This window comes from Martinezella calliandrae (genome assembly GCF_030272695.1).
GTDB lineage: Bacteria > Pseudomonadota > Alphaproteobacteria > Rhizobiales > Rhizobiaceae > Rhizobium > Rhizobium calliandrae.
On record NZ_JARFYN010000031.1, the window covers coordinates 61,326 to 82,602 of the forward strand.

At 58.0% G+C, this 21,277-nt stretch carries 23 protein-coding genes; 18 read left to right on the plus strand and 5 right to left on the minus strand.

The features are described from left to right. Positions 1-40 precede the first annotated feature (40 nt). From PY650_RS21990 to hypC, 6 genes are all read left to right on the plus strand, one after another. The gene (locus PY650_RS21990) at positions 41-196 is read left to right on the plus strand and encodes a hypothetical protein (RefSeq protein WP_285881663.1); all 156 of its coding nucleotides are present in this window, start codon (positions 41-43) and stop codon (positions 194-196) included. A gap of 114 nt (positions 197-310) precedes the next feature. Beyond that, positions 311-1,393, plus strand: a complete 1,083-nt coding sequence (locus PY650_RS21995) for a hydrogenase small subunit (RefSeq protein WP_285881664.1) — start codon at positions 311-313, stop codon at positions 1,391-1,393. Between the two features lie 26 nt (positions 1,394-1,419). Next, positions 1,420-3,210 carry a nickel-dependent hydrogenase large subunit gene (locus tag PY650_RS22000; protein ID WP_285881665.1) on the plus strand — a complete coding sequence of 597 codons (1,791 nt, stop codon included), beginning with the start codon at positions 1,420-1,422 and terminating at the stop codon, positions 3,208-3,210. Between the two features lie 9 nt (positions 3,211-3,219). Next, positions 3,220-3,933 carry a Ni/Fe-hydrogenase, b-type cytochrome subunit gene (gene cybH / locus PY650_RS22005; protein WP_285881666.1) on the plus strand — a complete coding sequence of 238 codons (714 nt, stop codon included), beginning with the start codon at positions 3,220-3,222 and terminating at the stop codon, positions 3,931-3,933. Next, complete coding sequence (locus PY650_RS22010; RefSeq protein WP_285881667.1) at positions 3,934-4,524, plus strand: HyaD/HybD family hydrogenase maturation endopeptidase; 591 nt, start codon at positions 3,934-3,936, stop codon at positions 4,522-4,524. Between the two features lie 150 nt (positions 4,525-4,674). Beyond that, a complete protein-coding gene (gene hypC, locus PY650_RS22015) occupies positions 4,675-4,971 on the plus strand; it encodes a HypC/HybG/HupF family hydrogenase formation chaperone (protein WP_285881668.1) in 297 nt (98 codons plus the stop codon). A 54-nt stretch (positions 4,972-5,025) separates the two neighbouring features. Here the strand turns inward: hypC and PY650_RS22020 are convergent, their stop codons facing one another. Then, positions 5,026-5,379 carry a hypothetical protein gene (locus tag PY650_RS22020; protein ID WP_285881669.1) on the minus strand — a complete coding sequence of 118 codons (354 nt, stop codon included), beginning with the start codon at positions 5,377-5,379 and terminating at the stop codon, positions 5,026-5,028. Positions 5,380-5,576: 197 nt separating this feature from the next. On the opposite strand from PY650_RS22020, the gene PY650_RS22025 reads away from it, so the two are divergent. The 8 genes from PY650_RS22025 to hypE all read left to right on the plus strand — a co-directional run bounded on the left by PY650_RS22025 (position 5,577) and on the right by hypE (position 13,725). After that, positions 5,577-6,419 (plus strand): hydrogenase expression/formation protein, encoded by an 843-nt coding sequence (locus PY650_RS22025; protein WP_285881670.1) that lies wholly within the window; start codon positions 5,577-5,579, stop codon positions 6,417-6,419. A 271-nt stretch (positions 6,420-6,690) separates the two neighbouring features. Next, positions 6,691-7,797, plus strand: coding sequence for a hydrogenase assembly protein HupF (locus tag PY650_RS22030; RefSeq protein ID WP_285881671.1), 1,107 nt, complete (start codon positions 6,691-6,693; stop codon positions 7,795-7,797). Beyond that, the gene (gene hypA, locus PY650_RS22035) at positions 7,790-8,131 is read left to right on the plus strand and encodes a hydrogenase maturation nickel metallochaperone HypA (protein WP_285881673.1); all 342 of its coding nucleotides are present in this window, start codon (positions 7,790-7,792) and stop codon (positions 8,129-8,131) included. The genes PY650_RS22030 and hypA overlap by 8 nt, the downstream gene beginning before the upstream one ends. Next, a complete protein-coding gene (hypB, locus tag PY650_RS22040; RefSeq protein WP_285881674.1) occupies positions 8,131-9,039 on the plus strand; it encodes a hydrogenase nickel incorporation protein HypB in 909 nt (302 codons plus the stop codon). Before hypA ends, hypB begins: the two co-directional genes overlap by 1 nt. Positions 9,040-9,042: 3 nt before the next feature. Continuing rightward, complete coding sequence (gene hypF, locus PY650_RS22045; RefSeq protein ID WP_285881676.1) at positions 9,043-11,316, plus strand: carbamoyltransferase HypF; 2,274 nt, start codon at positions 9,043-9,045, stop codon at positions 11,314-11,316. Continuing rightward, a complete protein-coding gene (locus PY650_RS22050) occupies positions 11,307-11,534 on the plus strand; it encodes a HypC/HybG/HupF family hydrogenase formation chaperone (RefSeq protein WP_285881678.1) in 228 nt (75 codons plus the stop codon). Before hypF ends, PY650_RS22050 begins: the two co-directional genes overlap by 10 nt. After that, the gene (gene hypD / locus PY650_RS22055) at positions 11,531-12,688 is read left to right on the plus strand and encodes a hydrogenase formation protein HypD (protein WP_285881679.1); all 1,158 of its coding nucleotides are present in this window, start codon (positions 11,531-11,533) and stop codon (positions 12,686-12,688) included. The genes PY650_RS22050 and hypD overlap by 4 nt, the downstream gene beginning before the upstream one ends. After that, on the plus strand, positions 12,685-13,725 hold the full coding sequence (gene hypE / locus PY650_RS22060) for a hydrogenase expression/formation protein HypE (RefSeq protein WP_285881681.1): 1,041 nt from the start codon (positions 12,685-12,687) through the stop codon (positions 13,723-13,725). The genes hypD and hypE overlap by 4 nt, the downstream gene beginning before the upstream one ends. A 167-nt stretch (positions 13,726-13,892) precedes the next feature. Here hypE and PY650_RS22065 read toward each other — a convergent pair whose 3' ends face one another. The 3 genes from PY650_RS22065 to PY650_RS37165 all read right to left on the minus strand — a co-directional run bounded on the left by PY650_RS22065 (position 13,893) and on the right by PY650_RS37165 (position 15,398). Continuing rightward, positions 13,893-14,474 (minus strand): hypothetical protein, encoded by a 582-nt coding sequence (locus PY650_RS22065; RefSeq protein ID WP_285881682.1) that lies wholly within the window; start codon positions 14,472-14,474, stop codon positions 13,893-13,895. 32 nt (positions 14,475-14,506) lie between these two features. Then, complete coding sequence (locus tag PY650_RS22070) at positions 14,507-15,091, minus strand: hypothetical protein (protein WP_285881683.1); 585 nt, start codon at positions 15,089-15,091, stop codon at positions 14,507-14,509. Positions 15,092-15,233: 142 nt separating this feature from the next. Further along, positions 15,234-15,398 (minus strand): hypothetical protein, encoded by a 165-nt coding sequence (locus tag PY650_RS37165; protein ID WP_349644510.1) that lies wholly within the window; start codon positions 15,396-15,398, stop codon positions 15,234-15,236. Between the two features lie 664 nt (positions 15,399-16,062). Between PY650_RS37165 and PY650_RS22080 the strand changes: the two genes are divergently transcribed. Continuing rightward, on the plus strand, positions 16,063-16,359 hold the full coding sequence (locus PY650_RS22080) for a hypothetical protein (protein ID WP_285881692.1): 297 nt from the start codon (positions 16,063-16,065) through the stop codon (positions 16,357-16,359). 244 nt (positions 16,360-16,603) lie between these two features. Here PY650_RS22080 and PY650_RS22085 read toward each other — a convergent pair whose 3' ends face one another. Continuing rightward, the gene (locus PY650_RS22085) at positions 16,604-17,902 is read right to left on the minus strand and encodes an ROK family protein (RefSeq protein ID WP_432761564.1); all 1,299 of its coding nucleotides are present in this window, start codon (positions 17,900-17,902) and stop codon (positions 16,604-16,606) included. Positions 17,903-18,390: 488 nt separating this feature from the next. Here PY650_RS22085 and PY650_RS22090 point away from each other — a divergent pair, with 488 nt between their 5' ends. The 3 genes from PY650_RS22090 to PY650_RS22100 all read left to right on the plus strand — a co-directional run bounded on the left by PY650_RS22090 (position 18,391) and on the right by PY650_RS22100 (position 21,043). Continuing rightward, positions 18,391-19,617, plus strand: a complete 1,227-nt coding sequence (locus PY650_RS22090; RefSeq protein WP_285881693.1) for a DegT/DnrJ/EryC1/StrS family aminotransferase — start codon at positions 18,391-18,393, stop codon at positions 19,615-19,617. Between the two features lie 79 nt (positions 19,618-19,696). Continuing rightward, complete coding sequence (locus PY650_RS22095) at positions 19,697-20,365, plus strand: HAD family hydrolase (protein WP_285881686.1); 669 nt, start codon at positions 19,697-19,699, stop codon at positions 20,363-20,365. Between the two features lie 174 nt (positions 20,366-20,539). Continuing rightward, positions 20,540-21,043 (plus strand): GNAT family N-acetyltransferase, encoded by a 504-nt coding sequence (locus PY650_RS22100; protein WP_285881687.1) that lies wholly within the window; start codon positions 20,540-20,542, stop codon positions 21,041-21,043. Positions 21,044-21,277: the final 234 nt, after the last annotated feature.

Here is a 21,277-nt window from a genome sequence, read left to right on the forward strand (position 1 = left end):
ATCGATCGATGCGACATTTGCGTTTGCGAGACCCTGGAAAATGATGATCTACACGCTGCATTCGTTCATCTCCTCAATGGTCCAGCTGGGTATCGAACGCCTAGTCGGCGGCGGTGGCATTGCAATCGATGCCCTCGGCCAGAGGCGCAACACCGACGGTGTCATGGCGCTGACTGTCAGCAGGCAAAAATCTTAATCCTCATCAACCTCCAGTCCGAATGAACTTCTACAACTGGTGCGCTTTTTGCAGGCGTCTGCCTCGACGTCGTTGGCTTGAAAAGCCTGGGGGATGCAACGTTCGAGGAGCAATATGGCCGCGCCAGAAACGTTTTACGATATCATCCGCCGCCAGGGTGTAACCCGCCGCAGTTTCCTGAAATTCTGCAGCCTGACGGCAGTCAGCCTCGGCTTCGGCCCCGATACTGCGACCGCAATGGCAGAGGCGCTCGAAACCAACGAGCGTGTACCGGTGATCTGGATGCATGGGCTCGAATGCACCTGCTGTTCGGAAAGCTTCATCCGCTCGGCTCATCCGCTGGTCAAGGACGTCGTCCTGTCGATGATCTCGCTCGATTACGACGATACGATCATGGCGGCAGCCGGCTACCAGGCCGAGGCGATCCTTGAGGAGACCAGGGAAAAGTACAAGGGCAAGTACATTCTTGCCGTTGAAGGCAATCCGCCGCTCAACGAAGACGGTATGTTCTGCATCGATGGCGGCAGGCCCTTTGTCGAGAAGCTCAAATGGATGGCCGAGGGTGCCCTGGCTATTATCGCCTGGGGAACCTGCGCCTCCTGGGGCTGCGTTCAGGCGGCAAAACCGAACCCCACTGGGGCGACGCCGATCGACAAAGTGATCCGCGACAAGCCGATTATCAAAGTGCCGGGCTGTCCGCCCATCGCAGAGGTGATGACCGGCGTCATCACATTCATCACCACGTTCGGCAAGCTGCCCGAACTCGACCGTCAGGGCCGGCCGAAGATGTTCTATTCGCAGCGTATCCACGACAAGTGCTATCGCCGCCCGCATTTCGACGCTGGCCAGTTCGTTGAGGAATGGGACGATGAAGGCGCGCGCAAGGGCTACTGCCTTTACAAGATGGGCTGCAAAGGACCGACCACCTACAATGCCTGTTCGACCGTTCGTTGGAATGGCGGTGTCTCCTTCCCGATCCAGTCCGGCCATGGCTGCATTGGCTGCTCGGAAGACGGTATCTGGGACAAGGACAGCTTCTATTCCCGGCTGACGCATATCAACCAATTCGGCATAGAAGCCACTGCCGACCAAGTGGGTATGACCGCAGCCGGTGTTGTCGGCGGCGTGATTGCTGCCCACGCTGCAATCACGACCGCCAAGCGGGTCATTACCAAGCGCGGGAAACGCAACCTTTAACGTCTGCAGGGACAGGAAGGATCACGATGACCATTCGAACGCCAGATGGCTTCACGCTCGACAATTCCGGCAAGCGTATTGTGGTCGACCCGGTAACTCGCATCGAAGGTCACATGCGTATCGAGGTCAACGTCGACCAAGACAACGTCATCCGCAATGCCGTTTCCACCGGCACAATGTGGCGCGGCATCGAAGTCATCCTCAAAAATCGCGATCCACGCGACGCCTGGGCTTTCACCGAACGCATCTGCGGCGTCTGCACCGGAACTCATGCGCTCACATCTGTGCGGGCGGTAGAAAATGCGCTCGGCATAACCATTCCGGAAAACGCCAATTCGATTCGCAATTTGATGCAGCTGGCACTGCAGGTGCATGACCATGTCGTGCATTTTTATCACCTGCATGCGCTCGACTGGGTGGATGTCATTTCTGCTCTCAAGGCGGATGCGAAGGCCACATCGGCGCTTGCGCAATCGGTGTCCGATTGGGCACTGTCTTCGCCGGGTTACTTCAAAGACATTCAGACACGGCTCAAGAAGTTTGTCGAATCTGGCCAGCTTGGCCCGTTCAAAAACGGCTACTGGGGCAATGCATCCTACAAGCTTCCGCCAGAAGCCAACCTGATGGCCGTGGCACACTATCTCGAAGCCCTCGATTTTCAGAAGGAGATCGTCAAGATCCACGCGATCTTCGGCGGCAAGAACCCGCATCCGAACTGGCTGGTCGGCGGCGTGCCTTGTCCTATCAATCTCGACGGCACAGGCGCCGTTGGCGCTATCACAATCGAACGGTTGAACCACATTTCGTCGATCATCGACCAGCTGATCGAGTTCAACGAGAAGGTATACCTGCCCGACATCATGACGATCGGCTCCTTCTATAAGGACTGGCGCTTCGGCGGCGGGTTGTCGGGCAAGAACGTCCTTGCCTATGGCGATGTGCCGGAACACGCAAATGACTATACCGAAGCGAGCCTGAAACTGCCGCGCGGTGCGATCATTAACGGCAATCTCGAGGAAGTCCTACCCGTCGATCATTCCGATCCAGAGCAGATCCAGGAATTCGTCAGTCACTCTTGGTACAAATATCCGGAGGAGGCCAAGGGCCTGCATCCCTGGGAGGGTGTCACTGTGCCGCATTATGAGCTTGGTCCGAATACGAAGGGCACCAAGACCAACATTCAAGAGCTGGACGAGGGCGGCAGATATTCCTGGATCAAGGCGCCGCGCTGGCGTGGCCACGCCATGGAAGTCGGCCCGCTCGCCCGCTGGGTCTTAGGCTACGCGCAAGGCAAGCCAGAGTTCAAGGATCCGGTCGACAAGGTCTTGAAGGATCTCGGCCTCCCGACCGTGGCGTTGTTTTCGACCCTCGGGCGCACCGCCGCCCGCGCGCTCGAATCTGTCTGGGCCGGCCGGCAGATGCGCTATTTCCAGGACAAGCTGGTCGCCAACATCAAGGCCGGCGATAGCGCCACCGCCTTCATCGATAAATGGAAGCCGGAGACCTGGCCTTGCGAGGTCAAAGGCGTCGGCTTCACCGAGGCGCCGCGCGGCGCGCTCGCCCACTGGATCAAGATCAGGGACGGCAAGATCGACAATTATCAATGCGTGGTGCCGACCACCTGGAACGGCAGTCCGCGCGATCCGGAAGGCAATATCGGCGCATTTGAGGCTTCCCTGATCGACACGCCGATGTCGGATCCGTCGCAGCCGCTCGAAATCCTTCGAACTATCCATTCCTTCGATCCGTGCCTTGCATGCTCCACGCATGTCATGAGCCCGAACGGACAGGAAATGGCCAAAGTCCAAATCATATGAGGGACGATCATGAGACTTTCCGATACTTCCGACGACGATGGCGAACGCGCCAGCGAGTACCAAAGCGTGTATGTCTACGAGGCGCCTGTGCGGCTCTGGCACTGGATGAACGCCTTCTCCATTGTGACGCTAGCGCTGAGCGGCTATTTCATCGGCAGCCCGTTGCCTGCCATGGCCGGCGAGGCGAGCGCTCATTTCCTCATGGGCTATATCCGTTTCACTCATTTCGTCGCCGGCCAGATCCTGGTCGCGGTCCTGCTCCTTAGGATCTACTGGGCCTTCGTCGGCAATGTGCATGGGCGTCAAATCTTCTACGTTCCCTTCTGGAGCGGGCGGTTCTGGAGCGAATGGCTGCACGATGTACGCCGGTACACGTTCCTCGCTGGAAAGGCGCTGAAATATCCCAGCCACAATCCGCTGTCGCAGTTCGTCATGTTCCTGATGTTCACGCTGCCGCTGGCATTCATGATAATCACCGGATTTGCCCTCTATAGCGAAGGTGCCGGACGCGACAGCTGGGAATATGCGCTGTTCGGCTGGGTATCTTCGATCTGGCCGAACAGTCAGGACGTCCGTACCTTTCATCGCCTCGGAATGTGGGAAATCCTGATCTTCGTAATGATCCATGTCTATGTCGCGGTGCGCGAGGACATCATCAGCCGCCAAAGCATCGTCTCGTCGATGATTTCGGGCGAGCGACTGTCCAAGCGCAAGGAGGACTAGATGGGCGAACCGAACTTTCGCAAACGCCGCATCTTAGTGCTCGGTGTCGGCAATATTCTCTGGGCCGACGAAGGTTTCGGCGTCCGCGCTATCGAAGCCTTCCACCGCGCCTATGCGGTGCCGAACAATGTCACCGTGCTCGATGGCGGCACCCAGGGCCTCTATCTCGTGCACCATGTGACCGAGGCCGACGATTTGATTATCTTCGACGCCATCGATTTCGGGCTCGCGCCCGGGACACTGAAGATCGTCGCGAATGACGAAGTGCCGAAATTCACCGGCGCCAAAAAGATCAGCCTGCATCAGACGGGCTTCCAGGATGTCCTAAGCGCTGCCGATCTTCTCGATAGCTATCCCGCGAAACTCGTATTGATCGGCTGCCAGCCGGCGGACCTCGATAGCTGGGGCGGACCGGTGACTGAGCCCGTCAAAGCGGTCATTCCGGAGGCGATAATGGCCGCCGCCGGCATCCTGGAGCGATGGGGCGTCGACGTCAGCCCGCGTAGCGGCAGCGCGCCAACGCTTCTGGGCAACGGCATTGATTTTGAGCATTACGAGTGGCGCGCCGATCCTGGCGCATTGACCGCCTGAGGAGGGATTCGGGTGCGTCCGCGACCGTCGGTGCGTTCCAGTTCGCCGGCTCCCTCAAACTTTTCCCAAGGCTAGAAACTACGGGAACCGTTCGCATCCAATCCATGCGGTTCCCGACATCATGAACTTTCGCGGACCGAGGAGCTGATTATGTGCATAGGGATTCCGATGCGAGTGGTGAGCAGCGGCAAATTGACGGCGCAGTGTGAGCACCACGGATCGGTTTTTCCCATATCGATGCTGTTGGTCGGCCCGCAACCGGTCGGCACCCACGTTCTTACTCATTTGGGATCTGCGATACGGTTGCTCGATGCCGACGAAGCACGCATGATCGACGATGCATTGGCCGGCCTTGCCCAGGCCGTCGAAGGACGGCCGTTCGAAAGTCTGTTTGCCGATCTCATCTCGCGCGAGCCGGAACTGCCGTCCCACCTGCGGGAAAACTGACAGTTTGAATTCCATCATTGAAAGCAATCCGCCCGTCTTTGTAGAGCTGGTGTTTTATCTCGATGAAAATTTTCCTTTCAGATCAATGCGATCGAATTTCTCTGCAAACGGTACGCCGCTTGCAAACAAGAATTTGAAGAGTGTTTGCATGCCAATATCTGGAGGAGACAATGCCGTCCCATCTGATTCGGTCCCGAACGCGTGGGCGCGATCGCCCGTCGTCGATGAAGCAAGCATCGACACTTTCTCGGAAGCGGCTGGCGGCGAAGCTGAACGGCGATTCTGTTCTTTACCGGCGATCGGCACAGCAAGCCGAAGCAGACGATGTCGCCATTGTCCTGCCAAAAATCTTGCAGGCCTTTCAGGGCCTGCTGCTGCGCCCGTCGTCAGCTGCACCGCAAAGGACAAGCCGAAGCCGCTGCAGCATGATTGTCATGCCAAGCTCGGTAGTACCGCTATCAACCGCTCCACGTGTTTGGCAAGATCCGCCACGGGTCGGACTATATGGAAAAGATCGGCAAGCGGCGGTGCGGGGATGTGCCGACCATAGTTAGCATTCGTCAGACCAGGGCTTGAATTCACCCATGTCGGCAGGGAGTCGTTCTATGACAGCAGCATTCCGGATCGCGCCCGAAGGTGAAGATGCCGCGCCGGTGGTGCCGATCGGCGCCGATCCACCGCAAGGCGCCTGCAAGCTCAACGGCCTCGTCACCAGCAGCGCCGAGAAGATCCGTCGCTGCCGCCAAACTGCAACGCTGCTGCCCGACATTGCCGCGACGCTCGCGATGCAGAAGGCCGACCAGCCCGGCCGGTTATTCGACATCTCCGAATTCACCGACGATGACAAGCAGCTGATCACCCAGACGCTCGGCACAGGCGAGGTCGCCGGAACAGCGCTACTGCCCTCCGGGGTCCTTGCGCATATCCAGGAAGCGGTGACGGCCGGCGTTTGGCGTATCCGCTTCAAGGACCCCAACGGCATCCTGCTTTCGGATTATATCGAGGTTGCGTCGATTCCGATGGCGGTAAGACAGGCCTGCGCAGCACTGCCGGCTGCCATCTCATATGGACCTGCGCCGTCGGGCACAATGAATGTTATGCCCTTGCTGACCGAGATCGGCGACCGCATCGGCCGCTATCGGCGCGGCGATCCAGCGCATGTTATCACCTTATCGCTGTTTCCGATGAGCCCCCAGGACATGAATTTCCTGCAGGTCGCGCTACGGCCCGGCCCCGTGCAACTGACCTCGCGCGGCTATCGCACCTGTCGCGTGGTGGCGGCCGGGACCCGCAACGTTTGGTCCGTGCAGTTCTACAATCGCATGGATGCAATCATTCTCGACGCTCTGGAGATCGTCGACATCCCGTCCTTTGCCCTTGCCGCTGAAGAGGATTTCCGCGATTCCGCCGCCCATCTGCGCCATATCGAGGAGGCATATTTCAGATGACGAGCTTCCAGAATGTCGGAAAGCGCCAGACGGTCTCGAACAGGGACGGGATGGAATGCGGTATCTGCTGGCACGTCCATGCCCCCGCGCAAGGCGACCCAGTCCGGCAGGTCCCGGCATTAAAGATTTTTCTGCCGTGCCGAAAGACCGGGGAGAAGGCGGTGCGCACTTTCTTCGAGGCCGTCGCGCGCACGCCGCCGGCTCCGCCGGCCGGATTCAGTTGCCCCGATCTCCTTCGGAAGAATTTCCGCGGACAGCGGGAGCGTGCTGCATGACCTTCCTCCTTGGCGCAGGCTCGATCCGGATCGACGTGACAGTGACACAAGCGCTCGCCTCGTCGGTGGAAGTGAGGGTTAGCCGCGCGCAAGGGTTGACGCGCATGTTCATCGGCCGCCGCCCCGAAGAAGCGCCCGTGCTTGCCGGGCAGGTTTTTTCACTCTGTGGCTTTTCACAATCGGTGGCAGCGCGGCTCGCAATACTGAATGCGGCAAACCTGCCAATGCCCGCCGAGGGTCGGTCTGCGGCAATGGCCGGATTGCTGGCGGAACGGATATTCGAGACATTGAGGGCGCTAATTTTGCACTGGCCCTCGTTACTGGCTGGTGCCGTGGCTGAGGCTGGCCAATATCTGCGCCGGGCTCTGACCGCTTCCCAGGCTATCATTGATGACGCGAAAGCGATGAGGACCGACCATATTTCCCTAACCGCAAACACGCGGCGGCTTGGAGCCGCAGCGGCGAGGCTCGGCATACCTGAAGACGATGGCTTGTCGCGAGACGGCACGGCTTGCGCGGCGATTTTCCGCGATATCGAAGACGACCGAACTTTTAAGGGCCGGCCGCCCGACCCGCTGACCGCCGGCGATGATGCCGAGGTTATCGCTCATCTTTGCCGCGACGCGGGCTATAGCATCTTGCCGCATCTTGCCGGTCGCGTCGCCGAAACCGGCGCTTATGCCCGGCTTTGCGGCGCCAGCGGGTCCGACGGCCCTCACCTTGCGCAACGCTTCATGGCGCGCATGCGCGATGTTCGCCTCTGCTTGATGCAACTCCAGCATCTTGCCAAGGGCCAGAATGACCCTCCCGAGCTCATGGCCGGTGGCCCGACGCCCGGTACTGGCGGCTTTGGCGCGGTGGAATGCGCGCGTGGGAGACTTTATCATCAAGCGGAGATCGGTGTGGATGGGAAGCTCTGTGCGTACCGCATACTCGCCCCGACAGAATGGAATTTTCATCCGGCGGGTCCGTTTGTCGAAACACTTCTGTCGTCACGGATCGGTGCGGGTGAATCCGCGGCCCGGTCGGTCTCACGCCTGGCCGTGCTGTTCGATCCCTGCGTGGGGTTCAAGCTTGGAATTCGCGACGTTGCGCATGCATGAAATGTCATTGATGGAAAGCGTCATCGCCATCGTCTGCGAGACGGCGCGGGTAAACGGTGCGAGCGCAATCAAGTCTATCAGGCTTGATGTCGGTGTTTTGAGCCACGTCAATCCGGATTCGCTGCTGTTCTGCTACGAAGCTGTGCGGCGTGGCACGATTGCGGAATATGCCGCGCTCGAAATCAACCGCATCGCCGGCGAGGGCTGGTGCCTCGATTGTGGGGAAACGGTGACCCTCGATGAGCGGTTTGGCGCCTGCCCGGACTGCGGCGGGCATCGGGTGCAGATGACGGCAGGCGACGAATTGAAGATCAAGGACATGGAGGTGATCTGATGTGCACGGTATGTGGTTGCGGGACGGAAACGATGGAAGTTAACAAGAGCGAGACCGGCGCGCACGGCAGCGAGCATGATCATCATCACCATCATGGCGGCCCCCACCGCGATCCTGGACACGGACATCGCCATAACCACCATCGTGCGCATGATCACGGCCGCCACGCGGAAGACCGTGGACACCACTACGGCAACGGCATTGCCGGAGTGCATGTGCCAGACATGAGCCAGGAGCGTATCATCCAGGTTGAAAAGGATATCCTCTCCCAAAACGATGCCTACGCTGCGGAAAACCGGGCTTGGTTGCGCCGGAACGACACCTTTGCACTGAATTTCGTTTCGAGCCCCGGCTCGGGAAAAACCAGCTTTCTCGTGCGCGCCATCCGCCACCTCAAGGGCCGGATGCAGATCAGCGTGATTGAGGGCGACCAGCAGACCTCCAACGATGCCGCACGCATCCGCGAGACCGGTGTCCCCGCGATCCAGATCAACACCGGCAAGGGCTGTCACCTCGACGCCCACATGGTCGGGCACGCGGTGAAAGAGCTAGCGCCCGAGCCCGGTTCGATCCTGTTCATCGAAAATGTCGGTAATCTTGTTTGTCCTTCGGCATTCGATCTCGGCGAGGCCCACAAGGTCGTGGTGCTCTCGGTCACGGAAGGCGAGGACAAGCCGCTCAAATATCCAGACATGTTCGCGGCCGCTGATTTGATGATCCTCAACAAGTCCGACCTCCTGCCGCATCTCGACTTCAATGTTGGCCTCTGCATAGCTAATGCGCTGCGGGTCAATCCGCGCCTGCAGGCTTTCACGGTTTCTGCCCGCAGCGGCGAAGGCATGGAAGCGTTCTATTCCTGGTTGGAGGCTGCGGCTGCCCGGAACACCAAGCCTTCGAACGTGGCCTGAGTTATGGTGCGCGCCCTGGCATCGATGGGGGAAGATCGTGTCCGGCGGCTGCGACTGCGGGTGAGCGGCGCCGTCCAGGGCGTAGGATTCCGGCCATTTGTCTACAGGCTGGCTAGGATGATGCAGCTTACCGGGTTTGTGCTCAACGACAGCGCTGGCGTGCTGATCGAGGTCGAGGGCGCCGCTGCCGACTGCTTCGCGCAACGCCTCCGGTCAGAGGCGCCGCCGCTTGCCCGTGTCGATGCCGTCAATGTTCTGGAACTGGAGACGGCCGGCGGAGACGCGTTCGAAATCCTCGAAAATGTCGGCGGCCGAGGCGCCACGCGAATCGGGCCCGACGCCGCGACCTGCGTCGAATGCCAGCAGGAACTGAACGATCCGACGAGCCGCTTCTTCGGCTATCCCTTTGTCAATTGCACGCATTGTGGGCCGCGCTTCACCATCACCCGCGCGCTCCCCTACGATCGTCGTCAGACCTCCATGGCCGCGTTCCCGATGTGCAGTGCCTGCCGCGCAGACTATGCCAATCCGGAGAGCCGGCGCTTCCATGCTGAGCCCGTCGCCTGCCCGGCTTGCGGCCCAGCGCTCAGCCATTCGATCGCCGAGATATGCGCACGGCTCATGAACGGCCAGATCACAGCGATCAAGGGGGTTGGCGGCTTCCAGCTCTTCTGCGATGCGCGCAATGATGCGGCGATTGATCGTCTCAGACTGCGCAAGATGCGCGGCGAGAAACCGTTCGCGATCATGGTGCCGAACGTCGAGACAGCCCGGCTATTGGCCAAGCCCTCGCGGGCGGAGGAGCAATTGCTCGCTTCGACCGCCGCCCCGATCGTCCTGGTCGATGGGCGCGATCCTCTTTCCAACCTCATTGCTCCGGGCCTTAGGCGGATCGGACTGATGCTCGCCTATGCGCCAGTGCACCACCTGTTGTTTGCTGCGCTTGCCGCCGAGGGGGCAGGCTTTCCCGCCGCGCTGGTCGCAACCAGCGGCAATCCGGAGGGTGAACCGCTGATAGCAGACAATGACGATGCCATTCATCGGCTTGCCGGGATTGCCGACCTGATCGTCACACATGACCGTGACATTGCCATTCGCGCTGACGATTCCGTCATGCAGGTGATCGAGGGCGCCCCGAGTTTCCTGAGGCGCGCGCGAGGTTTTGTACCGGAGCCAGTCGATCTCGGCGAGGACGGCCCATGCGTGATTGCCACTGGCGCGGATCTCAAAAACACGATCTGTGTGACGCGGGGTCGGGAGGCGTTTCTGTCGCAGCACATCGGTGGTCTCGACACTGTCAAAGCGATCCGTTTCCAACGAGAAGCCCTCGAGCATCTCTGCTCCATGCTCGATGTCAGGCCGGAATTTGGCGCCTGCGATCTTCATCCGGATTTCCGCTCCGCGCGAATGGCGGAACGTTTGGATCTGCCGCTTCTGCCGGTGCAACACCACCTCGCTCATGTCGCGGCCGTGGCGGCGGAACATCACGTCCGCAGGCCGATCCTCGGACTTGCACTCGACGGTCATGGTTACGGCGTCGATGGCAGCAATTGGGGAGGTGAAATGCTGGTCGTCGACGGCCCTCGCTGGCAGCGCATCGCTTCGCTTCTGCCGTTGCCGGCGCTGGGCGCCGACCGCATGGCGCGGGAGCCCTGGCGCATGGGACTTGCCGCACTTCAGGCCGCCGGCCGCCGCGACCTTGCGGCCACGCTCTGGCCCGGGCACCCCGGGGTCGCGCGTTTGGACGCGATGTTTGCCTGCGGCTTGCGATCAGCCGGGACATCCAGCCTCGGACGGCTTTTCGATGCGGTGGCTGCGATCGCGGGTATCCGCCTCGTCCAGAGTTACGAGGGGCAGGCAGCAATGGAGCTCGAGGCCCTGGCCGATGATCCGCAATGTCACGCCGAAGGATACAGCCTTGCCGATGGCATGCTCGATTTCCGACCGCTCATCGTCCATCTGGCGGAGCGACGGCTTGGCGGGCGCGAAGCCGCAGGCCTATTCCACGGCACACTGATCAGCGGCCTAGCCGATTGGGCCGCCCTTGGTGCATCGCAGACCGGGGCGCGAACCATACTACTCGGGGGCGGCTGCATCGTGAACCGCGTGCTCGCCGAAGGTCTCTCCCGCGCCTTGCTCGACCGCGGCCTTCAACCCTACTTGCCGCATCGGATTCCGCCCAATGACGGTGGCATCGCGCTCGGCCAAGCCGCTTATGCACGGCAGGTCATCCAACACGATTTTGCACAGATCCAGGAGCACCGGACATGTGCCTAGCCCTACCGGTCCACGTGAATGAACTGCTGCCAGACAATATGGCCAAGGTGACGCTCGACGGCGTGTCGAAGGTCATATCCATCGCACTTGTCGACGATGTCAGGCCCGGCGACTATGTCGTCCTGCACGTCGGCTACGCGCTTGCCAAGATCGATCCGGAAGAAGCGGCAAGAACGCTTGCCTTGATCCGCGAAGCTACTGCGGAAGGCACGGCATGAAATATGTCGACGAATATCGCGATGCCAGGCTCGCCAAGGATATTGCTCGTCAAATCGCAACGGCAGTGGATCCGGCGCGCAGTTATCATTTCATGGAATTCTGCGGAGGCCATACGCATGCGATTTCGCGCTACGGTCTCGCCGACTTGCTGCCGTCCAATGTGTGGATGATTCATGGACCGGGCTGTCCAGTCTGTGTGCTGCCGATCGGCCGCATCGATGCGGCGATCGCGCTTGCCATGCGGCCAGAAATCACGCTTTGTACCTATGGCGACCTGATGCGCGTGCCGTGCTCGAACGGCTCGAGCCTACTGAAGGCCAAGGCGGCCGGTGCCGATATCCGCATAATCTATTCGACACTCGATTCGCTGAGCATCGCGGAAGCCGAAACAGACCGGGAGGTCGTGTTCTTCGCCATCGGGTTCGAGACGACCACGCCGCCAACGGCGCTGGCCCTAAAGTTCGCAATCGCGAAGGGTCTCCGGAACTTTTCGATCTTCTCAAACCACGTGCGGACACCAGCCGCTATTCAGAACATCCTCGAAAGCCCAGATGTCGGCAAGCCCGGCGCCGTCAAGATCGACGGCTTCATCGGCCCTGCGCATGTCAGCACGGTGATCGGTACAGAGCCGTATGACTTCGTTGCCGAAAAATTTAAAAAGCCGGTCGTGGTGGCAGGGTTCGAGCCGCTCGATATCATGCACGCAGTCCTGATGCTGGTGCGCCAGGTCAATGACGGCTGGCACCAGGTCGGGAACCAGTATATTCGCGTCGTGACCACCTTCGGCAACGAAAAGGCGCAGAGCGAGATCGCAAATTTCTTCGAATTGCGTGAAAGCTTCGAATGGCGCGGGCTGGGCGAAGTGCCCTATGGTGCACTCCGGCTCAGACCCCAATATGGCGAATACGATGCCGAGAAGCGTTTCAGAATGGTGACGCCGGCAGCGCAGGACAATCCGGCCTGCGAATGCGCAGCCATCCTGCGCGGGATGAAAAAGCCGGCCGATTGCAAGCTGTTTGGTAAGGTCTGCACACCCGACACGCCGGTGGGTTCCTGCATGGTGTCGTCGGAAGGCGCCTGCGCCGCGCATTGGATCTACGGCCGCTTCCGCGGACAGGTGAAGGCGGACGAAGGCAGCAGGATCGTCAGATGAGAGGCGTTAGGTGCAAGCTCGACCTCAGGAACGGCCGCGTCGATCTTTCGCATGGGGCGGGCGGCCGTGCCATGGGCCAGTTGATCGAGGGTATTTTCCATAAGGCTTTCGACAATGACTGGCTCAGGGCTGGCAACGATCAGTCTGCCTTTGCCGTTCCGGCAGGGCGCCTGGTAATGACCACCGACGGCTATGTTGTCTCGCCGCTGTTCTTCCCGGGGGGCAATATCGGCTCGCTTGCCGTGCATGGCACGATTAACGACATTGCCATGGCCGGAGCATGGCCGCTCTATCTTTCGGCGGGTTTCATCATTGAAGAGGGCTTTCCGCTCGCAGATCTTGGTCGTATTGCCGAGACCATGGGTGCGGCCTCCCGCGAGGCAGGTGTGCCGATCATCACCGGCGACACGAAAGTGGTTGAGCGAGGCAAGGCCGACGGCGTGTTCATTTGCACCTCCGGCGTCGGCATGGTTCCAGCCGGTCTCGACCTGCGCTCCGACGCCGCGCGGCCAGGTGATGCTGTGATCATCTCGGGTTCGATAGGCGATCACGGAGTCGCGGTGATGTCGAAGCGCGAGAATCTAGAATTCGATACGAACATCGTCTCGGACTCAGCGGCGCTGCACGGGCTGGTAGCAGCAATGATCGAGGTCGCGGGATCGTCAATCAGACTGATGCGAGATCCAACACGCGGTGGACTTGCCGCGATACTCAACGAAATCGCCAATGCCTCAAACGTCGGCTTGCGCATCGACGAGGCGGCACTTCCGATCAAGCCGGAAGTCGCCGCGGCCTGCGAACTCCTCGGCCTCGACCCGCTTAACGTCGCCAATGAGGGCAAGCTCGTCGTATTGGTGGCGCCAGAGGTTGCGGATGCGTTGCTCGCCGTCATGCGCACGCATCCGTTGGGTGCGGAGGCCGCACTGATCGGCCATGCCGAGGTTAGTGACCATTGCTTCGTGCAGATGGCCACTTCGTTTGGTGGCGGTCGCATCGTCGATTGGCTGTCGGGCGAACAGCTGCCGAGAATCTGCTGAACACGGCGATGAGCATCGCTTCACGCAAGAAAGCGTGCCGGAAGCCAAGAACGAGCTTGGCAAGCAGCTAACGTGCGTCCTTTGCCGGCAAACGGGTGCGCAGCTCTGTTGGTGGCCTTGAAGGATCTAACCGACGAGACGCAAACTGGATCGGTTTACAAGATGCCTCAGTTGCCGCCAAATCGCGCAAGCATCTTTCGAATCTGCATGTTTTGTTGAAGAAGATGTTTCACCAGCAACGCCTTGAGCCGTCGATTCTCTTCGTCAAGCGCGATTAACTCATCGACTGATATATCCCCATGGCTATCGTTTGATTGCGCACTGGGCAGGCTTGTCGTGCCGTCCGCATGGTAATTGACATTCGTTTCGCGTCGACGCTTTGCATCCTTTCGAGGCCGCCTGGAAGAGCCCTCCTTCAATGGTGAAACGGAGGTGAAAGTCAGACCGTTGTCCTGCTGAGGCGGACAAATCTGTTCCGCATCGAGAGAGGGCGCCGAAATCTGCTTGTCGTCGCCCGTTTCAAAATTATTGTTGAGATGAGTTTTCGGTTTTGGATCCGGCCACGGCTCGCCTTCTCGTTTCGGACCATTTGAGACGACATTAGGCTCGAAGAGATGCGGTGCGTCAACTTCCGCCTCTCGCGCAAGCGCCTTGAGATCGGTATCGCCCCAAATAGAAGCCGGCTGCGTCGTTGTCCGACGGCGCGCCGATTTGAGCTCGACAACGAATTTTCGCTGCTGTGTTTTCATATGTGTCCCATGTATGAAATCGTAATGAAGCTTTACGGTATTTCGAATCGCTCAAGCATTTTTTTAAGCTGATCATTCTGCAAAAGCAGCTTTTGAGCCAACTGGCTCCTCAGTTGCTTGATTTCCTCGTCCAGGCTCGCCACCTCGTCGAAGAAGGCCTCCCGTCTCGATGAGGATTGCGCAATTTGATTATCGCCTGCGACAGCTGCGTTCTGCGCCGCCATGTCGGCCTGGACTCTATTCGCATGTGCCGGCTTTTTCGTCCGCGGTATTCGTGGAGGCTGTTTGCTCGTCTCGCTTTCAAGCGGTAACGCGGAGGCTTCGGCATTCGGTCGCCTGAGCTCGTGAAGCGCCGGTTTTTGGACGTCAGCATCGACCGGCACCGGGGCATCGACCTCAGGTTCGAATTCCGTTGAATCAATCGCTGCGAGCTCAACAGACCCGTTTTCATCGAGCCCGGATCCAACGGATCGCTCCGTTCGGTTTGGCGGAAGCTCCAACGCTTCTTGCGCGTCACTTTGGCTTGCGTCGGTGTCGGCACCATGCCCAATCGAAGTCTCGCGTGCCGATGGTCGTCGCGAGGTTAATCGAACAAGGAATTTCCACGGTGATTTCATAATGCTTCAACCTCGACCAATCCGTATCCATAACATCGCCGCAGCCTAAAAACCGGGCTCGTACGTGAGCCCGGCGAACGCATCCTCTGCCGAGAAGGATGGCAAAGGTCGATCTCGCCACCATCCTGCTGTTGATCGGCGATCAATCGAGCCCGAGCCGCTTGCGCAGGTCTGCATTTTCCGCCCGCAATTTCTCTGCCAAGAGCTTGCGCAGCCTCTTATTTTCCTCTTCCAGCTTAATGAGATCCGCCATCTCGTCCCTTGCCGAAGCCGGCGCCGTTACGGCTTGCTCGGGCTGCTGTGACATCCTCTCGCGTACCGGGTCCGTCGCGACGTCCTGGACCGCGATGTCGGCAACTTGCGTTCCGACAGATGCGGACTTTGTGTCTGCGGTTTGTTCGCGACGCTTCCTGCGACCCCGCGGCGCCTTCCCAGTCTTCCCAACTTGTGTGGCAACGGTTGCCTCGGCAGCTGCTTTCGGGCGTCGCGGTGCGCGGGGCATTTTAGGCGCCGGCGTTTTTGCCAATGAATTCGTGTCTGCCATCTCGGTGTTTGAGCCAGTATTATTCTCGTCAGCCATGAGTTATCTCCCTCTGTCGGCAGGAGTTCTTTTCGGCTGAGTGAAAGACAGAGTCAACATCGGTGCTTTGGTGGCCAGCGGTTTTGGACAGCACCGCTCACGGCCCGGGCTGGAAGGTGAATGAAAGCTGTCAACGACGGATAAAACAAGGAAGCCGTGCCTGCGAGGTCGGACAGTCAGTGTTGCGACGAGCCCGCGACCACGTTCTGCCATGAGAGGAACTCGCCCGTCAACGTATGCGGTCGGCCACGCCGCCGTATGTCCGGGCTTTTCTCGACCACTCACAAATGATCAATGCTACACGTGGCTCCGAACCTTGACACATATGTGCAAATGCGGTTTGCACCGCATGGAAATCGCCTTTGGTGCGAACGGCAAGGGAGGATGCGAGATGCGTGCACCATCAGGTTCTGTTCCAGGGCTTTGCTCTGCCTCCGCCACCATGTTCGCGGTGGGAATGGCGTTCCTTGGCTATTGGGGTGTGTATGAGCCCGGCGGCTGGCACCGCTCCGATTTGATCGTTGTGATCTTGGCGCTCGTCGGGTTCGCAGCGCTTGGCTCGGTCCCTTGGATTGTAACGACCCCGGTCGCAGAAGAAGGCCAGGAAAAGATCGTGGCCGCCAGGCGAGCGTTGTTGCTGGGAGTAGCCTTGATCTGGTTGTCCGTTCTCGTCTCGTTATTTGCTTAGTTTCGCCTCGCCTGCACGCCGCCGCACACTCCCTTTGCCGGACCGGCATATACAACATAAGGTCTCACGCTCCGACAGCGTCTGCTCCATCGGCCTTAGGCTCAGCGCGAACCGGAAATTCAAACAAATTGCGGCGGGCAAGCAATTCGGTCTTCGACTTGGACGGCCGCGGTTTCACTGGAAATCGGGACGAACACCTTTTGCAACCGGACCCCAATTCCAATCGAATCTGGCCCTTCTCTGTTCAGATTATGACATCTAGCAATTCGGCGAGAACGAGACCCGCCGCGCCGCGCAGGCTAGCGACGTCTTCACTATCGCCGAGAGCGAGGGTGATCTGATTATCCGCAGGATTGAATATCAGTTCTCTGAAGTTCTCTTCAATAAGCTCTAACATCCATTTTCCTCCACGCACGACATCACCATGCAGAGTAATGCAGTTGGGTGCCGTCAGCTGCTGAAGGTTCGCCAATCCAACAGAAATATTGAACGCGTAGGCTTGAAGCAGCTCTTTCGCCCCCTCTATGCCATTCTTGGCAAGCGACACTAAGCGGCCCGCATCTAGCGAGCCAGGCTGCGGCAACCCCCTGGCTTGTGCTTCGTTTCTTAACCATTGCAGAGTGGCAACCGTTTCCCAACATCCTCGTCGTCCGCATCGGCAGATCCGGCCATTGAGTTGCACGATGGTATGGCCGATTTGGCCGGCTTCACCCGCTGCACCCCTGTAAAGATGTCCATCGACATAGATCGCCGCGCCCAATGACTCACCGACATAGACGGCAGCAAAATTTCTCTGCCCACGTCCTTGTCCGAACCAACGATCGCCAACAAGCAAAGCTCTGGTATTTGGATCGATGCAGACCGGAACCCCGAACCTTTTTGTTAACTCTGCTCCCATCGGGAATCCATGAAGGCGTGGCGCAAGATTCGTAGCCAAGATCGAACCTTTTGCCGCATCGAGCCCTCCTGCAACTGCCAGCCCGATGCCTAAAACCGGTAGATGGCCAGAGGCGATTGTCTCTTCAACACAGGTACTGACGATCTGAAATGCATCGGAAGCATCTTTTAGATCTGTCGTTAAATCGGCATCGTGTTGAGCATAGATCTCACCCTCCAGTGAGACCAAGCACGTGCGGACACGTTCTGGCATCAGTAGGACTGCGCAGATCGGCTTGGCCTGCTTCGAGAACCAAAGCTTGGTAGCCGGCTTTCCACCGTTCCGATTAGCGGGAACCACGTCCCCTTCGACAAGAATACCCTGGTTGATCAATGGTTGGACGATGCCGCCGATAGTTGCTCGGTTTGCGCCGGTGACGCGCGCGAGCTCCACCCTACTCGACGCGCCCATGTCATATAATGCTTGTATCAGGCGTCCCCGATTTGCGACCCCCAGTGTCCGCGCTGAGATTAGAGGATGAGCTGGCTTGAACCGTCTGGCGCCGTTTTGATTGCCATCGACCGGCCCGATGAAACAGTGCTTGTCAGATCCGTTAGGAGTGTCCGCATTTCCTGCAGTCGATCGTTTTTCTAATCTTTTTATCATGGACTCCATTGGATCCGACTTTCCCTTTTTATCGAAACTCGATTGCCTTTGCGGCGACTTCCTCGCGACTGCCTGTGGCCATTGCCGTTTCCCAGAGTCGCGGATGGTAACTTGGACCTGTGTGGCTTAACGGTTTTAACGCTCCTTCCCTCTGATGACGGTATAGGCGATCATCACACAACCGAAGTTCTTCACCAGCGTATCATCCGAAAATTCACTTCGGAAAAGAAGGCGCGCTCTCTCAGTATATGTAAATCATGCTGATATATATTTTTAGTAAAATCCACATCCAATGTCGGATATTCCATCTATAATAAAATATACTTTAAAATATATTTTGATATCTGTTGATTTTCCTTGATAAAACAATAGAACATCCCCAGAAAATTGACCGATGATCGATCACAATTAGCTGTCGGAGGAGTGTAATGAACGGACACGCCAGCAATAATCTGGAATTTTATAACTCCAGAGAGGACAGGCAGGAAATGGATCTTGCCCTTCTCGGCGGGGAGCCTATCGTTCCTCCGAAGCGGATCACGCCTTGGCCAGCCACACAGGCGGAGCATTTAGATGCGCTCCGCGAAGTTGTAGATAGTGGAAGGTATCATCGGGTTAATCACCCAATCGTGGCCGACTTGGAGCAAAATCTCGAAACATGGGCTGGGAAGTGGAGGGTGCGCGCCGTCGGCAGTGGTACGGCGGCAATCCATATCGAGCTTGATTACTTTAAAGACCGGGGCGAACACGTGGTCACCGCCGCGCTGAATTGGCCTGGAGCGGTGGGACCAATTGCAATCAGTGGTCTCCAGCCGGTCTTCGTTGATGTCGACATGAACTTGGTCGGGATCGATCAAGAAGCGGCAGCCGACAAATTCGGGCCAGGCGTCGGAGCGGTTCTCATCACGCACCTCTTTGGGAATAATATCCGTGTTCCTCACGCAAGATCTGCCGCACGCGCTCGAGGTGCCGCGGTGATCGATGACGTCTGCCAATCTATCGGCGCCATTAAAGCGATCGTAAACGGAGCATACATCGATACAGATGCACTCGCTTTATCGGGCAATGGCGCCAAGCACCTTGGAGCCGGCGAACTGGGATTCGTGATTACGGAGGACAAAGACCTAATTGAACATGTGGACGCCGTTTCGCTGACAAGTTCATCTCGAAATGGAGATCGGGCTTTTTCCCCGTGTTCGGCAGGCTATAACTACCGCCCCAACGTCTTCTCCTCGAGTATAGCAAAGATGCGATTAGGGAATCTGGAGACACAACTTCAAGTTCGAAGAGATAATGGAAAAATTCTATGGGAGATGATCCGAGATCTCCCAGGTTTATTTCCGCTCTTCGACCCATCTGACTGCGATCAGTCCATGCTCAACTTCCCGCTTCGCATCGAACCGGAAGCATTCGGTTTTGGTTCAGGTCCGGCGGCAAGGGATACCGTGGTCAAAATGCTACAGGCCGAAGGTGCGCCCGTTTTAGTTTGGCTTAGGAAGCCCGTCTTCGAATATCTGCCGAACATTGCCAACGATTGGAAAGCCGCCGATTTTCCCAACACAGTGAAACTCTTGAATACGATGTTTTACGTATCAGAGATCGCGCCACCCAATGAAGCCGAGGTAATGGAACTTTACGCAGAAGCGTTTCACAGGGTCTGGAAGGCTCTTTTCAAGTTTGGCCCAAAGATTTCCGGTATCACGACAACCATCTAGCAATGGAAGGGATGAATTCAGGCTAACCTGCAGGCCTGCCCTCTTGCAAGATTGTTTGTGTCGACAATGGAGTAATCCTATGACGTCCTGCAAAACCCCGAAACCTTTGATTTTCGATTGCGATGGAGTCCTAATCGACAGCGAAATCATTGCTACCGCGGTGCATGTCGAAGCATTGGCAGGGCACGGATATAATATCACCGCAGATACTTATAATAGCCGCTTCATAGGCATGACCGATCGCCAAACTTATTCAATCATCGAAGCTGAGTCTGGACTACGTTTGCCGGAGGGTCATCATGAATCTGTGATGGCAGAAATTGGCAAACGGTATGCTAGCGATCTCAAAGCCATCTCGGGCGTCAATCAAGCTTTGGAGGCCATCAATGCGGAGAGATGCGTGGCATCGAGCAGTGATCTGAAAAAGCTGCATTTTGCACTTAAACTAACAGACCTGTACGATTATTTTTCGCCTTATGTCTTCAGTGCTTCTCAGGTCGCGTGCGGCAAGCCCGCCCCAGATCTTTTTCTGTTTGCGTCTGAAAGAATGGACACGTCGGCCGATGACTGCTTGGTCATCGAAGATAGCGTCGCGGGGGTTCAGGCGGCGGTGGCGGCTCGAATGCGGGTAATTGGTTTCGTCGGCGGTTCTCATTGTCCTTTCGAGCACGCTGATAAATTGCTGGAAGCAGGCGCGATGAGAACATTCAGCCAGATGACGGCGCTACCAGAAATCCTTGCAGGTTGACAGTTGGGCCGTTGTCCAAGACGCTCTTGCACCTTATGACCTGCAGGTCAGGACCCAGATGCCCCATTCGTTGTTATGAATCCCCTTTGGCGACGGAATCATCCCGTGCGAAGACCCGCTCCACTATGGGCCTCAATCTTAGAGCGTGCGGCATACGGTAAAAAGGAAGAGACGATGGCTGCGAAGCACACATACATTCAGGCTCCGATAGCAATTGAGTATCTGGAGAGTTGTCGCGATTTAATTTCCGTTTGTGCGAGTTGGTCCTTTGGGCAATGGGGCTGTCAAGCCAATGGATCATTCGAGCAGGTGGAGCGTGAATTCGAAGCCTCCACACGGAGTTCTATACCACTGACCTTGATTGCCATCGAAGACAGCAGGCCCACAGGGATGATCAGCCTGGCCGAGTATGATTTTAGGGGAAGACCCGATCTTTCTCCGTGGCTGAAGTCGCTATATGTCCATCCATTCCACCGCAATAAAGGCACGGCCACATTGCTGATCAAGAAGCTGGAACACGAAGCTTTGCGCCTCGGCCATAAAAAGCTTTATCTTACAACGGAGGATGCAGAGGGCCTCTATATAAAGCACGGCTGGTTGGAAATCGACCACGTGCGGACACCTTATGGCGACGCGACGTTAATGACAAAGATCTTACCGGACGCCATTCAAGCCTAGGTCAGAACAACTGGGATATCTGTGTTGGCTTCCCAGTCAAATTTCCTCCGGGCTCAGGTGCCCTGCCCGCATTGAAGGTATCGAAGGCTGCAACGGATCGTGCTTCGGACCGTCGGACTAGGGCAGACGTGACCTCAGCTAGACCGTATGTTCCTGGGATGAAGGTGGCCCGCCCCCGCGGTAAGCTGAATTCGGGGGTTGCTCTGGATAGGCCGGAGCCGAGCCCCACGCTTA

Coding starts and splice junctions, on each gene's coding strand:
- PY650_RS21995 (WP_285881664.1), top strand. CDS start 311: ATGGCCGCGCCAGAAACGTTTTACGATATCATCCGCCGCCAGGGTGTA.
- PY650_RS22090 (WP_285881693.1), top strand. CDS start 18,391: ATGGATCTTGCCCTTCTCGGCGGGGAGCCTATCGTTCCTCCGAAGCGG.
- hypC (WP_285881668.1), top strand. CDS start 4,675: ATGTGCATAGGGATTCCGATGCGAGTGGTGAGCAGCGGCAAATTGACG.
- PY650_RS22095 (WP_285881686.1), top strand. CDS start 19,697: ATGACGTCCTGCAAAACCCCGAAACCTTTGATTTTCGATTGCGATGGA.
- PY650_RS22080 (WP_285881692.1), top strand. CDS start 16,063: ATGCGTGCACCATCAGGTTCTGTTCCAGGGCTTTGCTCTGCCTCCGCC.
- PY650_RS21990 (WP_285881663.1), top strand. CDS start 41: ATGATGATCTACACGCTGCATTCGTTCATCTCCTCAATGGTCCAGCTG.
- hypE (WP_285881681.1), top strand. CDS start 12,685: ATGAGAGGCGTTAGGTGCAAGCTCGACCTCAGGAACGGCCGCGTCGAT.
- PY650_RS22000 (WP_285881665.1), top strand. CDS start 1,420: ATGACCATTCGAACGCCAGATGGCTTCACGCTCGACAATTCCGGCAAG.
- PY650_RS22010 (WP_285881667.1), top strand. CDS start 3,934: ATGGGCGAACCGAACTTTCGCAAACGCCGCATCTTAGTGCTCGGTGTC.
- PY650_RS22085 (WP_432761564.1), bottom strand. CDS start 17,902: ATGATAAAAAGATTAGAAAAACGATCGACTGCAGGAAATGCGGACACT.
- PY650_RS22030 (WP_285881671.1), top strand. CDS start 6,691: ATGACCTTCCTCCTTGGCGCAGGCTCGATCCGGATCGACGTGACAGTG.
- PY650_RS22025 (WP_285881670.1), top strand. CDS start 5,577: ATGACAGCAGCATTCCGGATCGCGCCCGAAGGTGAAGATGCCGCGCCG.
- hypD (WP_285881679.1), top strand. CDS start 11,531: ATGAAATATGTCGACGAATATCGCGATGCCAGGCTCGCCAAGGATATT.
- hypF (WP_285881676.1), top strand. CDS start 9,043: ATGGTGCGCGCCCTGGCATCGATGGGGGAAGATCGTGTCCGGCGGCTG.
- PY650_RS22070 (WP_285881683.1), bottom strand. CDS start 15,091: ATGAAATCACCGTGGAAATTCCTTGTTCGATTAACCTCGCGACGACCA.
- PY650_RS37165 (WP_349644510.1), bottom strand. CDS start 15,398: ATGTCACAGCAGCCCGAGCAAGCCGTAACGGCGCCGGCTTCGGCAAGG.
- PY650_RS22100 (WP_285881687.1), top strand. CDS start 20,540: ATGGCTGCGAAGCACACATACATTCAGGCTCCGATAGCAATTGAGTAT.
- hypA (WP_285881673.1), top strand. CDS start 7,790: ATGCATGAAATGTCATTGATGGAAAGCGTCATCGCCATCGTCTGCGAG.
- hypB (WP_285881674.1), top strand. CDS start 8,131: ATGTGCACGGTATGTGGTTGCGGGACGGAAACGATGGAAGTTAACAAG.
- cybH (WP_285881666.1), top strand. CDS start 3,220: ATGAGACTTTCCGATACTTCCGACGACGATGGCGAACGCGCCAGCGAG.
- PY650_RS22065 (WP_285881682.1), bottom strand. CDS start 14,474: ATGAAAACACAGCAGCGAAAATTCGTTGTCGAGCTCAAATCGGCGCGC.
- PY650_RS22050 (WP_285881678.1), top strand. CDS start 11,307: ATGTGCCTAGCCCTACCGGTCCACGTGAATGAACTGCTGCCAGACAAT.